The sequence below is a fragment of the Bradyrhizobium sp. USDA 4449 genome, assembly GCF_054056275.1.
On sequence record NZ_JBSRYD010000001.1, the window covers coordinates 6536766 to 6549584 of the forward strand.

The 12819-nt window shown below is 61.4% G+C and carries 15 protein-coding genes and 1 tRNA gene; 5 read left to right on the top strand and 11 right to left on the bottom strand.

From position 1 onward, the window contains the following. Positions 1 to 81: 81 nt before the first annotated feature. From ACVIIW_RS30760 to ACVIIW_RS30785, 6 genes are all read right to left on the bottom strand, one after another. Entirely contained in the window at positions 82 to 258 is a 177-nt protein-coding gene (locus ACVIIW_RS30760) for a hypothetical protein (RefSeq protein ID WP_456704128.1), read from the bottom strand. 40 nt (positions 259 to 298) lie between these two features. After that, a complete protein-coding gene (locus ACVIIW_RS30765) occupies positions 299 to 484 on the bottom strand; it encodes a hypothetical protein (RefSeq protein ID WP_456704129.1) in 186 nt (61 codons plus the stop codon). 281 nt (positions 485 to 765) lie between these two features. After that, on the bottom strand, positions 766 to 1530 hold the full coding sequence (locus tag ACVIIW_RS30770; RefSeq protein WP_456704130.1) for a hypothetical protein: 765 nt from the start codon (positions 1528 to 1530) through the stop codon (positions 766 to 768). Next, on the bottom strand, positions 1527 to 1925 hold the full coding sequence (locus ACVIIW_RS30775) for a hypothetical protein (protein ID WP_456704131.1): 399 nt from the start codon (positions 1923 to 1925) through the stop codon (positions 1527 to 1529). The genes ACVIIW_RS30770 and ACVIIW_RS30775 overlap by 4 nt, the downstream gene beginning before the upstream one ends. After that, entirely contained in the window at positions 1922 to 2257 is a 336-nt protein-coding gene (locus tag ACVIIW_RS30780; RefSeq protein WP_456704132.1) for a hypothetical protein, read from the bottom strand. Before ACVIIW_RS30780 ends, ACVIIW_RS30775 begins: the two co-directional genes overlap by 4 nt. A gap of 156 nt (positions 2258 to 2413) precedes the next feature. Further along, positions 2414 to 2611, bottom strand: coding sequence for a helix-turn-helix domain-containing protein (locus ACVIIW_RS30785; RefSeq protein ID WP_456704133.1), 198 nt, complete (start codon positions 2609 to 2611; stop codon positions 2414 to 2416). 124 nt (positions 2612 to 2735) lie between these two features. Between ACVIIW_RS30785 and ACVIIW_RS30790 the strand changes: the two genes are divergently transcribed. Together ACVIIW_RS30790 and ACVIIW_RS30795 are read left to right on the top strand one after the other, a co-directional pair. Then, entirely contained in the window at positions 2736 to 3449 is a 714-nt protein-coding gene (locus tag ACVIIW_RS30790; protein ID WP_456704134.1) for a hypothetical protein, read from the top strand. Then, positions 3446 to 4714 carry a tyrosine-type recombinase/integrase gene (locus ACVIIW_RS30795; protein WP_456704135.1) on the top strand — a complete coding sequence of 423 codons (1269 nt, stop codon included), beginning with the start codon at positions 3446 to 3448 and terminating at the stop codon, positions 4712 to 4714. The genes ACVIIW_RS30790 and ACVIIW_RS30795 overlap by 4 nt, the downstream gene beginning before the upstream one ends. 60 nt (positions 4715 to 4774) lie before the next feature. Here ACVIIW_RS30795 and ACVIIW_RS30800 read toward each other — a convergent pair. Next, a tRNA-Trp gene (locus tag ACVIIW_RS30800) sits at positions 4775 to 4850 on the bottom strand. A gap of 164 nt (positions 4851 to 5014) precedes the next feature. On the opposite strand from ACVIIW_RS30800, the gene ACVIIW_RS30805 reads away from it, so the two are divergent. After that, entirely contained in the window at positions 5015 to 6232 is a 1218-nt protein-coding gene (locus tag ACVIIW_RS30805; RefSeq protein WP_456704136.1) for a serine hydrolase domain-containing protein, read from the top strand. Positions 6233 to 6266: 34 nt separating this feature from the next. Here the strand turns inward: ACVIIW_RS30805 and ACVIIW_RS30810 are convergent, their stop codons facing one another. Next, a complete protein-coding gene (locus ACVIIW_RS30810) occupies positions 6267 to 7034 on the bottom strand; it encodes an SDR family NAD(P)-dependent oxidoreductase (protein WP_456704137.1) in 768 nt (255 codons plus the stop codon). Between the two features lie 70 nt (positions 7035 to 7104). Beyond that, entirely contained in the window at positions 7105 to 7803 is a 699-nt protein-coding gene (locus ACVIIW_RS30815; RefSeq protein WP_456704138.1) for a histidine phosphatase family protein, read from the bottom strand. A gap of 132 nt (positions 7804 to 7935) precedes the next feature. Between ACVIIW_RS30815 and ACVIIW_RS30820 the strand changes: the two genes are divergently transcribed. Further along, positions 7936 to 8721: an SDR family NAD(P)-dependent oxidoreductase gene (locus ACVIIW_RS30820; protein WP_456704139.1), complete on the top strand. Its 786-nt coding sequence runs from the start codon at positions 7936 to 7938 to the stop codon at positions 8719 to 8721. 870 nt (positions 8722 to 9591) lie between these two features. Continuing rightward, the gene (gene argE, locus ACVIIW_RS30825) at positions 9592 to 10785 is read left to right on the top strand and encodes an acetylornithine deacetylase (protein ID WP_456704140.1); all 1194 of its coding nucleotides are present in this window, start codon (positions 9592 to 9594) and stop codon (positions 10783 to 10785) included. Between the two features lie 11 nt (positions 10786 to 10796). Here argE and ACVIIW_RS30830 read toward each other — a convergent pair whose 3' ends face one another. Next, positions 10797 to 11420 (bottom strand): LysE family translocator, encoded by a 624-nt coding sequence (locus ACVIIW_RS30830; protein ID WP_456704141.1) that lies wholly within the window; start codon positions 11418 to 11420, stop codon positions 10797 to 10799. A gap of 258 nt (positions 11421 to 11678) precedes the next feature. Beyond that, the gene (locus ACVIIW_RS30835) at positions 11679 to 12737 is read right to left on the bottom strand and encodes a phosphotransferase family protein (RefSeq protein ID WP_456704142.1); all 1059 of its coding nucleotides are present in this window, start codon (positions 12735 to 12737) and stop codon (positions 11679 to 11681) included. Between the last annotated feature and the right edge of the window lie 82 nt (positions 12738 to 12819).

Consider the following 12819-nt stretch of genomic DNA (forward strand, 5'->3'; position numbering starts at 1 on the left):
AACGTTGGGCCGATAACCCTCGGCCATGGGCAATCTGTTCTGCTTCTGACGAGACGCGAGCGAAAGAGCCACTGCTCATACTCATTGCAGCGCTCTCCGATCATCCTCATCCATAGCGGCGTCGGCCGCGCTAGTGAGTGTTTCAAAAGTTCCCGCGAGGCTGTCGGTTTTCTCGCCGCGTCCGACCATGAAGCCATGACGGTAAGATGCCGAGCGGTTTGCGGACGGCTCCGGCGCGGATAGGTCGTAGCCGTCCATGTAACCCTGCACCATTTCGCTGTTTGCCGGCCTCATCGCGTCAACCCGCTTCCGCGAGACGCAACACGTCGATGCCGTCGCGCTGAAGGCGGTCGAGCATCGCAAGACGAATATAATCAGCCCGGCTCGTGAGCTTCTGAGCGGCGGCTCGATCAAGCGCAGCGGTCAGGCTTTCGGTCGCCCTTACCTGCAGCATCACGTTCAGGTTGACGGTTCGTTGGGTCATACGCGATCTCAGCGAATTTTTTCACCGCGCAGTCATGCGCGGCATGTGTCGAAAGAAATACACTGACATTCGCCCCGCTGTCATTTAACGGCAGAGTAAAATCGTACGCCAACTTTCTAACGAGGCCCGCGCCCTTTACGAGGGCTCTGTGATAAAGCTCATTCGTGTTGTATTCTTCCAGTGTCGACGCCGCGAGTTCGAAAGCTTGGCGAGCTGCATCTGCGCGCTCCAATGCGATGCGTCGGTTTTGGTCCGAAACATCGTCCACCTTCGCATTAACATCATGCTGCATCGACATTCCTCCGCGCTATCGCGAAGTCAGATGCTGATTGGATCTGCGAACGATAGAGCGACCCGTTGGTCAGTGCGTCCAACAGGGTCAGAAAGCGCCGGCTTCCGATCGCATCGGCAATCTGATTGCCGAGCGCCGCATCGCCCCCACCAAGTTCTGTGAGCAGCCACATTTCAGCAGCGGGCCCTTCTATACCTAATAGAGGATCCTCTACTGGAGGAGAGATCTTTGAAGGTGTTAGATCCAAGGTGTTCCTACTAAGGTGTATGTTCGCCACGGGTGGCGTTTCTGGAAGTGCCACGGGTGGCGTTTCTGGAAGTGCCACGGGTGGCGTTTCTTGCAGTTTTAAATACGCCACGGGTGGCGTTTCTTGCTGCGCATTTCGAAGCTTCAACCTGCGCTCTTGGCGCATTTCGCGGAGGACGATTTGCCGATCAGTGACTTGGTTTATCTGACCGCCGAGAGTCCAATAGATGTTGGCCGTCTTGGTGCGTTTCCAATTGATCCAACCGGCAGACCGAAGCGCATTTCGCACTCGCAATACCCAGCGCTTCGGTATTCCAGTCTTGTCGCTTATGGTGTCGTCGGAAAGAATCGCGACGCCGGTTTGAGCGTTGACGTGTTGGGCGATCTGAAAGCCCACTTCGAATGCCCTCGCATCCAGGCGTGGATCTCCGCTTAAGGCGGAAAGCCAATCCAGCTTATCGCCTGTGAAGGATCTCAATTGGGCTCGCTCTGACTCCGTCTTGCTCATTCTGGGGGGATAACCCCGGGGTTAAGCCCTTCGGCCGCAGCAACCGCGCGCTCCCCCACTAGCAACTCGGTCGCAACCCAAACGGTCGCGGTCTGGCAACTGCGATTGCGTCTCCGCTCGTTTGTTTTCTTGATCAGACCGACCTGATGCAGCTCGGAAATTCTAGGCCTGGCCGAAAATGGTGAGACGTTGAACTGCGCGGCAACTTCGTCCGCTGTCCAGCCGGACGGGAACGTGTCGTAGTAAAATTTGGCAAACCTGCCACGCTGATCAGCCGCAAGGGGCGCGACTGCTTTGGCGGCATCTTCCGACGCGCCGCCTTTTTCTTTGGACCCCAGCGTCTTCTTTAGCCCCCAAAGGTCTCGAACCAATTGCTCGGGATCGACTCTCTTCATGGTGTCGGCCTCCCGACACTCGGCACACCGAGTAGGTCGAGCAGCCCATCAACGAATTGCTCGATGCACGACGCGCCAATCAGAACTATTTGGTTCTCGTTGGGCCAGCATATTTGCTCGATTATGAGATCGCCCCATTCATCCAGGCGCGCCGTGGTCGTGTCCTGACGGCTCAGCAGCGTTACTGCTACGGAGTCCTCGTTCATGCCACTCTTCGGATCGACGCGAGGCGGCAACGTGTCGAGCAGCAAATTCTCGCTTGTTTTGCTGCTCTTCTGTTCGGCTCGCTCTGGTTCGAGTTTGAGTTTTTCCGGGCGTATGGTATGGAACATAGACTGTCTTTCTCTGAGCCCGGCACGCACGACTGATCCTCGCAAGACTGGATCGTGCGGCTGGGTTTTCGTTTGATGATTAGGCGGCGCTACGAACTTCGGCCGTACACCGAACCGTCGGGCCGATCTTGCTGCTGGCGTGCTTCGCCGCCTCTTTCAAGCGGCGTCGAGACCGAGTTGTCTGCGCAGAGGTGCGGTGGGGACCTTGAGCAATCTGCCAATTTTGATCGTGGGAATATCTCCCCTCTTGGCAGCGTCGTAACTCCCATTCCTACTCAATCCAAAAATGATCCGTCCCACTTCTTCAACCGAAGCCGTAGGACTTGACAGCAACATCTCAACTTCCTGGTTCATGACTTTCCATCCAATTAAAGCACGTGAATATCAGTGCAATAATATAAATGGGCGCCATGTACCCCCTTGTCAAGATTTATCGCACGTGATATCCAGTGCTTAAAATGACTGGAAGGTACTCGGCATGACGGACGGCAAGAAAACTCGAGGAAGGCCAGCTTTGTCGGCTGCTGAGAAGCGAACTCACAACCTGACATTTCGCGCCAGAGGGGACATGCGGGAAAGACTGGCCAGCGCCGCAGCTGCGCACCAGAAATCGATTAGCGAAGAAATCGAGGGGCGCTTACAACAATCGTTCGATCTGGAAACATGGCTCGGCGTGCGGGTCAGCTTACCCAAGGCCATCGCGCAGGCTATCGCAGCTGCTGGCGGCGAATATTCGCCGGACGTTATGGCGCGGGCGACGATGATGATCTGCGAGGCCTATTTCAAGGGACCTCTTTCGGTGCCGTGGGAGCCGCAAGAACAGGACGGGGAGCCCGATCCTGCCGCGCTTATTGCGTTTGCCGTCCTGAAGGGGATGGGCATTGCCACGACTCAGGAGCACCCAGAGGGCCGGCCAAACACGGGCCTTTTGCACGAGCAGTCCGCCGCGCACGGAGATATCCAACAGACAGCAGCCCCCCAAGGCGGACAGCACCAACGTGCACGTATCCAAGGAGCCGAGGACATGCTGAATGTCCTGCTCGGCGGCAATCGAGAGAAAGTTGAGGCGTTGCGACGCTTCACCCTCGAGATTGCCCCTATCCCAGACGCTGACTTCTCAGAAGCTGCCGCTAAAATGAGCGAACGCATCTGCGAGACAGTTCGTGAGTGCTTGGAGGGGGGCGGATCATGAAAGGCCATCTGCGCGAACGCTCTCCCGGGCGCTGGGCGATCATTCTCGACCGCCACGATCCGGCCAGTGGCAAGCGAAAGCGCAAATGGCACAGTTTCAAGGGGACGAAGCGAGAGGCGCAAGTTGAGTGCGCGCGGCTGATTTCCGAGATGAAGGGCGGGTCTTACATAGACCCATCGAAGCTAACGGTCGCCGACTGGATCGAACAGTGGCTGGAGGCTGGTGCGCCAGGCCGGCGGCGGAAGAAGCCGGGCCAACGGACACTAGAGCGGTACGGGCAGCTTCTTCGCACTCACGTGAAGCCGGCACTTGGCGCCAGACTTCTTCAGAAGCTGAGAGCCCCTGAAATTGACCGGCTTTATGCTGACATAGAAGCCAAGGGCGCGATTTCCCCCCGCACCGCCCATCACGTCCACGTCGTCTTCGGCGCATGCTTGTCCACAGCCCATCGCAAGGGCCTTCTGGCAACCAATCCTATGGCTAGCGTGGAGCAGATCCCCAACCCGGACAGCGTGGTCTACGGCGAAGCAGGTGACCAATCGGACCAGCCCGATGAGACGGACGATATCGGCGAGGGCCTCAGCGAGGCCGAGATGAGGGAGTTGATTTCTGGCTTCCAGCCGCACCCGATCTACCCGACCGTGGTGCTTGCCGCCGCCACCGGGGCCCGGCGAAACGAACTCCTGGCATTGCGGTGGAGTGATCTCGATCCCGAAAAGCGAACCCTTCGCATTGAGCGCGCCCTGGAGCACACAAAGAAGTTCAAGCTCCGCATTAAGCCGCCCAAGACGAAACGCGGGCTGCGCACGATCGATTTGGATCAGGCCACAGTGGACGTCCTGTTGGCCCACAAGGAAAGGCACCTCAGGCTTGCAGCAGGCGTCCCTGATGGTGCAGATGCCGACCTGTCGCTCATTCGCCTGCCTGCCGGCGCATTGATGTTCCCGGCCCTCTTTGGCCCGGACAGGGGCCTGTCGTTTACCGCACCCCGTCAGCCGCGGAATTTCTCGCGGGATTTCGCCGACCAGGCCGAACTACTCGGTTTCGGGAAGACGCGCTTCCATGACCTGCGCGGCATTCACAGCACTGCTCTGCTTGATGCCGGCATACCTGTGCACACCGTCGCTCAGCGCATCGGCGACGATCCGGCGACCTTGTTACGGAACTATACCAAGAGGAAACGGCTGAAACTGGCTGACCAGCGCCTCTCTGAGACCATCAGCGATTTGACGGCGGGATTCCTCGGCACGAAGGCAGTTGGGTAGCAAATCGGTAGCAAATCTGCTGAACGACCGACCAAGCTTCCGGCTAAGTCCTTGATTTCGTGGCAGGAGTGGCAGGGCTCGAACCTGCGACCCCCGGTTTTGGAGACCGGTGCTCTACCAATTGAGCTACACTCCTACGGACCCTTGCGTCGCCGCCGGATCAGGGGCGCTTTCAAGCACAGGGGACGGCTAAATTGCAAGGACGGATTGCAAGGGTGAAGCGCGCTGGCTTCGCTTGTTTGTACAGCAGCTTCTGGGCCACTCTCCAATCCCGATAATCAAGAACAACCGGGAGTGCCCATGACTGCCACAGCCACCCAAGCCGCGACCGCCCCGAAAACCCCACCGATTCCCGAAGCTAAGCCCGAGACGCTGGGCCTGTCCCGCTCCCGCCTGCTGGCGATGTCGGGCGCGTTCAAGCGCGAGATCGACAAGGGAACCGTCCCCGGCGTGACTGTGCTGGTGGCCCGCCATGGCCAGGTCGGCTGGTTCGAGGCGCTCGGCAAGCAGAGCCCGGCGGGCCCGGCGATGGCGCTTGATTCGATCTTCCGGCTCTTCTCGATGACCAAGCCGATCGTTTCGGTCGGCATCATGGCGCTGGTCGAGGACGGCCACCTCCTCCTCGGCGATCCCGTCGCCAAATTCATTCCGGAGTTCGCCGACCAGAAAGTTGGCATCGTCAGCGGCGACAAGCTGGAACTGGTTCCGCCAAAGCGGCCGATGACGGTGCAAGACCTGCTCCGCCACACCTCCGGCCTCACCTACGAGCACCAGGGCGACGGGCCCGTGCACAAGCTCTATCAGGAGTCCCGCGTCCGCAGCCGCAAGATCAGCAATGCCGAGCACGCCGCGCTGGTGGCGAGCTTCCCCCTCGTCTGCCACCCCGGCGATGAATTCAACTACAGCCGCTCCACCGACATCCTCGGCCGCATCATCGAAATCGTCAGCGGCAAATCGCTCGGCACCTTCCTGACTGAACGCATCCTCGCGCCCTTGCAGATGACCGAGACCGGCTTCTCCACCTGCGCGGCCAATGCACACAGGCTCGCCCAGCCGTTCGAAACCGATCCCTGGACCGGCGACAAGGTCGCGCTGTTCAACATGCTCGAACGGCCGGTCATGGAATCAGGCGGCGGCGGCCTGGTCTCGACCACGATGGACTACGCCCGCTTCGCTCTGATGCTGCGCAACGGCGGCACGCTCGACGGCGCGAGGATCATCGGGCGCAAGACGCTCGAGCTGATGGCGTCCGATCACCTCGGACCCGATGTCGTCGCCAACGGCACGCTGCTCTCGCCCGGCCATGGTTTCGGCCTCGGTTTCGCCGTCCGCCGCGACGCAGGCATCGCGCCCTTTCCGGGCAGCGTCGGCACGTTTTTCTGGAGCGGCATCGCCGGCACGTTCTTCTGGATCGATCCCAAGGAGGACCTGTTCACGGTGTTCATGAGCCAGGGTCCGGGCCAGCGCGATTTTACGCGGACCCTGGTCAGGGATCTGGTTTACGCGGCGGTGGATTGAGGCGACGCTCTCGTGCCCCGGACGCGAGAGGGCCCTAGCTGATCGTCGCGCCGCCGTCGATCACCATGGTCTGGCCGGTCATGAAGTCGCCGGCCTTTGAGCCCAGGAAGACGGCGGCGCCAGCGATCTCGTCGGGGATGCCGATGCGCAGCAGCGGCGAGCGCGAGGTCGAGGCCTTCAAATTCTCCGGATTGTCCCACAGCGCTTTCGCGAAATCGGTCTTGATCAGGCCGGGGGCTATGCAGTTCACGCGGATATTGTGCTTGCCGTATTCGCAGGCAAGGTTGCGCGCGAGCTGCATGTCGGCGGCTTTCGAGATCGCGTAGGCGCCGAGGATGGTCGAGCCTTTCAGGCCTCCGATCGAGGAGACGATGATCACAGAGCCGTCCTTGCTCTCGATCATCTGCGGCACCACCATCGAGATCAGCCAATTGTTGGCGACGATATTGTTGTCCAGAATCTTCCTGAACTGATCGTCGGAAATGCCGGCGAGCGGACCGTAATAGGGGTTCGACGCGGCGTTGCAGACCAGCACGTCGATCTTGCCGAAGGCGCGGTTGCTCTCGTCGACGAGGTTCTGCAGATTTTCCTTGGAGGAGATGTTGGCGGCGATCGCGACCGCGGTGCCCTTGCCGAACTTCTCGTTGATGCCCTCGGCGACTTCTTCGCAGACGTCAGCCTTGCGCGAGGAGATCACGACCTTGGCTCCGTGCTCGGCCATGCGCTCGGCGATCGCAAGCCCGATGCCGCGCGTCGAGCCGGTGATGACGGCAACTTTGCCCTTCATGTCGAACAAGGTCATGTTTCTCTCCCAGAGTACGATTTCGATTTGGCTTAAAATTCTACGCCGCGTCCGCGCACGGACAGCGACGTCACGCGAGCTTCTTGACTTCCGGTCCCGCCGGCTGATGCATCTCGGCATGTGCATCGTCGGCGATCCACGGCTGCTGGTTCACCATGGGCAGCCGCCAGACGCTGCGCTCGGGGCTTGCGAAATAATCGAGCCGCGTGATCGAGACGTTGTCGATGTCGAACGACAGCGCCCGTTCGACCTGGCCGTCGAGTGCGAGGCCGATCGCGGCCTTGATGGTGCCGCCATGCGCGACCGCGATCACATCCTGCCCGGCCGCCTCATTGTTGATCCGTTCGACCGTTCGGCGCGTCCTGACATAAAGATCCATGAAACTTTCGCCGCCGGGCGCGGGCTCGTTGATGTCGGCGAACCAGTTCGAGCCGACGGGACGGCTGGCGATGAACGCGGCACGGTTCATGCCCTGCCATCTTCCGAGATTCTGTTCGGCCAGGTCAGCCTCCCACTTCATCGATTCAGGCTTCGGGTAGCCCGCCGCCCAGATCGCTTCGGCTGTTTGATGCGTGCGCATCAGATTGCTCGAATACCAGACCGCCTGGCGCGGCAGCACCTTGGCAACGGCATTGAACACATAGGTGTCGCTGGTGTCGCAGGGGAGATCGCTCTGCCCGTAGATGTTGCCGCCGTCATTGCGCACCGGTGCGTGGCGAACCCACCACCACCGTGTCGTGACTACATCAGGCTTGTCCGCGGTTGCCATTGAAGCTCTTCCATCCCGTGTGATGTCGCTGTACGTGAGTAGCGAACGTGTCTCAAGACACTTTACCGTTTGAAATTCTGTTTGAAATTCCGTCGCGCGGCAAGCGTCGCGCAAGTACCAAAGGAGGAACGCATGGGCCGTCTGCAAGGCAAATCCGTCATCATCACCGGCGCCGGCAGCGGCATCGGTCGCGCAGCTGCGCTGCTGTTCACCAGGGAAGGCGCCAAGCTGATCGCGGTCGATCGCACCGACGCAGTGAAGGAGACCGTCGACGAGGTGAAGAAGGCCGGCGGTGTTGCCGAGGCCATGATCGCCGATGCCGGCTCCGAGAAGGACGTCATCGCCGTGATCGAGAAGGCCGTGAACACGCACGGCCGGCTCGACGTGATCTGGGCCAATGCCGGTATTTCCGGCGGACTCGTTCCACTCGGCGAGCAGACCGTGGAACATTGGCAGGAGGTGCTGCGCGTCAATCTGATCGGACCGTTCCTTGCGGTGAAGCATGCGATGCCGCACATGGTGAAGCAGCAATCCGGCGCGATCGTGCTGACCGCATCGGTTGCGGGACTCAAGGCCGGCGCCAGCGGGCATCCCTATGCCGCGAGCAAAGCCGGCGTAATCAGCCTGGTGCAGACCACCGCTTATTCGCTCACCGGCACAGGCGTGCGCATCAATGCAGTGTGCCCCGGCTTGATCGAGACGGGCATGACCAAGCCGATCTTCGACCGCGCCAAGGAGCGCGGCACCCAGGACAAGATCGGCCAGCTCAATCCGCTCAAGCGCCCCGGCCAGCCGCACGAACTTGCCGCGATGGGATTGTTCCTGGCGAGCGACGAAGCGTCCTATGTGAACGGCCAGGCCTTCCCGGTGGATGGCGGGCTGACGGCCTCGATGCCGTATACGGGGAAGCCGGTTTAGCGTCGGTCTCGTGTCCCGGACGCGCTGCAACGCGCGAGCGTTGCTGCGCTGCGTCCGAGGCGCGAGAGCGAAGTTTCGGCGCACAACTTTCTCCACCTCGCGCTCGCAATGACGGAGTATGCGGCAACGACTTCGCTCCTTCGATTCGCATCTTCATTGCAGACACAGCTTCGCATCCTCGCGGCACGTCGCCCGAGCTTTGCTTCGTCGCCTACCCTCAGATGAAAGAGGGCGCAGGGAAGACCGGGTGCCGACCTCGCACCCGCGGTCCACTGTGCGATCTAGTTGCGCTACAAGAGGCTGCACAGCGGCATACAGGTGAAGCCCAAACATCCGGCCTTCCCTGCGCAGTGGTTTGACGGCTTATGTCGTGATCTCCCCGGGGAGCGATGCACTATTGCCCCCGTCGGCTCGCAGATGACTGACACGAGGGCCCGGTTGGGCCACACGCGTCACCACGAGCCTTGACGCACAGACTCCGGGCGCCAGGACCACACGATTTTGCCGTACGCGGATCACACCGGTCGTTTGCGCGACGCTTTGCTCACGGTTGCCCGCCCTGCAGAACCCTTCGCGCCGATGCGGCCCACGCCCACCGCCGTCCGGCCCGCGTCGTGACGATCGCGATACGCCCCTCTTCCATGGGCCGGGTTGCCGCGACAGATACGCCGTTTCCGAATTTCGGTAAAGTGGAATATTTTCGGATGCACAGCTTGTCCCACGGCTGGGGTGTTTTGCCCGACAGGCAACGCAAGCTGTTGTTGTGGGCTCCGAGGCCCTTCTAGCCTGTGTTGATTTGCCCGACTGGCCGTCACATTGGTATGGTTCATGCAGTAATCTCAGCCCGTTCAGCTCCGACAAGAAATGACCATGCCCAATCCGATCTTCCCGAGTTCGCGCGCCGACCGCATCCGCAACATGCTCGCCGAGCTTGTTGCCTTCGACACGGTCAGCGATCGCACCAATCTGCCCCTGATCGCGCATATCGAGAGCTATCTCGCCTTCCTCGGCGTCAAGGGCGAGCGCATCACCGACGAGACCGGCCAGAAGGCTTCGCTCTGGGTCACGATCGGGCCGGAGGACAAGCCCGGCCTCGTGCTGTCGGGCCATACCGACGTCGTGCCTGTCGTCGGCCAGGACTGGAGCCATGATCCGTTCAAGCTCGCCGAACGCGACGGCAGGCTCTACGGCCGCGGCACCACCGACATGAAGGGTTTTGTCGCGGTGTGCCTCGCCATGGTGCCGGAGATGCTGGACGCGAAGCTGACGACGCCGATCCATCTGGCGATCTCCTATGACGAGGAGATCGGCTGCGTCGGCGTGCGGCCGATGCTGGCCGTGGTCGCGAAGAAGAAAGTGAGACCGCTCGGCGCCTTCATCGGCGAGCCGACCGAGATGAAGGTCATCATTGGCCACAAAGGCAAGCACGGCGTGCGAGCGACCTTCCACGGCCTCGCCCGCCACTCCTCGATCGCACCCGATGGCGTCAATGCCATCGAATATGCCGCCGAGCTGATCACCGAGATCCGCCGCCGTGCGGTGAAGCTCGCAAGCGAGGCCGAGCGCAACAGCCTCTACGACGTGCCGCATTCGACGCTGCTGACCAGCATCGTGCATGGCGGCGCGGCGCTGAACATCGTGCCTGATACCTGCACCGTGGACTTCGAATGCCGCGGCATCGGCATCACCGAGTCCAGGGAAGTGACGGACGCGATCATCGCCTGGGCCAAGGCCGAACTCGAGCCTGCGATGAAGGCGAAGAGCCCTGAATGCGGCATCGCGTTCGAGGAGATCCTCGACTACCCCGCCCTCGACACCAAGGCCGACGCCGCCATCGTCACGCTGGCAAAGCAGCTAGCCGGCCGCAACGACCACGCCAAGGTCGCGTTCGGCACCGAAGCCTGCCTGTTCGCCAGCATGGCCGACATCCCCTCGGTGGTGATCGGTCCCGGCTCGATCGCGCAAGCGCATACGCCTGACGAGTTCGTGGAGATGGCCGAGCTTGAGAAGTGCGCCGAGTTCGTGGAGAAGCTGATCGCGCATTGCGCGAAGGCGACGTCGTAGGGGCCGGCGCCTCATCGCTCCTGCAAGGCCAGCCGCACGCCGACGGCGCAGTAGATTGTCCCGACCACCTTGCCCTGCCACTTCACCACGGCGGGATGGCGGCGCAGCAGATTGCCAAGTCGGCCGGCACCGACTGCGAACACGATCGTACTGACGAGGCCGATCAGCACGAAGACAGCCCCGAGCGTGGCGAGCTGAAGTGCCATCGAGCCGTGCTCCGGTCGGACAAACTGCGGCAGGAAGGCGAGGAAGAACAGCGCTGTTTTCGGATTGAGCACCTCGGTCAGCACAGCCTGGCGGAAGGCGCGGCCCGCGCTGATCGGAGGCGCACTGTGCAACTCGATCGGCGCCTTCTCGAGCATGGCGCGAATGCCGAGATAGATCAGGAACGCTGCGCCCGCATATTTGACGATGCTGAACAGCAGTGCCGAGGTTGCGACGATCGCCGACAGGCCCACGATGGCCATCGCGGTGTGGATCAAATCGCCTGCGGCAATCCCCGCCCCTGTCGCGATGCCGACCCTCGTTCCGGAACTGGCCGCGCGCGCCATGGTCAGCAATGTCGCTGGACCGGGAATGAAGACGAACCCGAGCACGATGAGGATATAGGTGATGAGAGTCGTGTGATCGATCATCCGTCATCTCGCGTGGCTTGGGTGCACAAGAATACAATGATCCGCTCGGTTGCGAAAGGCGCCGCCTCCTCGTCATCGCGAGGAGCTCGCGACAAAATTGCGCAGCAATTTTGCGCAGATGCAACGAAGCAATCCAGACTGCCTCCGCGCAAAGATTCTGGATTGCTTCGCTGCGCTCGCAATGTCGGAGCGCGCGGGCATGGCGAGGCAGCAAGACAAAAAAAGCGCGGCGATCAATCAGCCGCGCCTTCGTTATTCCTACACCGCGCCCGCCTTCTGCGCATACTCCCACGACGCCTTTGAGAGCGGCACGGTGCGCTTGGCGGATTCCAGTGCCTTGGCATTGGCGGCGGTGCCGTCGCGGACACGACCGGCGATTCCCTGCGTGATGCCGGCGAGGCGGAACAGATTGTAGGCGAAGTACCAGTTGAGATCGGGCACCGTCATCTTGGTGACGTTGCAATAGATCCGCGCGGCTTCCTCCACGCTCGGGATGTTGAGCGCCTTGAGGTCGGCGCCGTCGAGCCCCGGCATGATCCACTGCATCAACAGGTAGGTGAAATCGGCCATGGGATCACCGAGCGTCGACAGCTCCCAGTCGAGCACCGCCTGCACGCGCGGTTCCGTTGCATGGAAAATCATGTTGTCGAGGCGATAGTCGCCGTGGACGATCGAGACGCGCGCCTGTTCCGGCACGGTCTTGGGCAGCCATTCGGCGACCCTCTCGAACTCCGGAATGTGCTGGGTTTCGGATGCGCGATACTGCTTGGTCCAGCGGTCGATCTGGCGCGCGAAATAGTTGCCCGGCTTGCCGAAATCGCCGAGGCCGATCGCGCCAGGATCGTACATGTGGAGCTGTGCCAGCGTCTCGATCTTGCTGGTGAAGATTTTTCGCCGCGCGTCGTTGTCCTGGCTCGGCAGCGTCGGATCCCAGAACACGCGGCCGTCCTCCATCGACATGATGTAGAAGGCCGCGCCGATGATGCTGTCGTCCTGGCACAGCGCGTAGGCGTGCGCGACCGGAAAGCCCTGCTTTCCAAGGGCTGCGATGACGCGATATTCGCGATCGACCGCATGCGCCGAGGGCAGCAATTTGCCGAACGGCTTGCGGCGCATCACGTAGGAGCGCGACGGCGTGTTCAGGCGATAGGTCGGATTGGACTGGCCGCCCTTGAACTGGAGCACGACCAGCGGGCCTGCAAAACCTTCGACGTTGTCGCGCATCCAGGCCTCGAGCCTGAGCTCGTCGAAGCGATGACGCTCCTCGACCGGCTTGGTGCCCGAGAACTCTTCGTCTTTCCTGACGCCATCAGCCACGGTGACGCTCCCTCTTCAGTCCGGATATGATCCTAATCGGTAACCGCTGACGCACTTGCGTCAAGCGGTCACCGAATGCGGG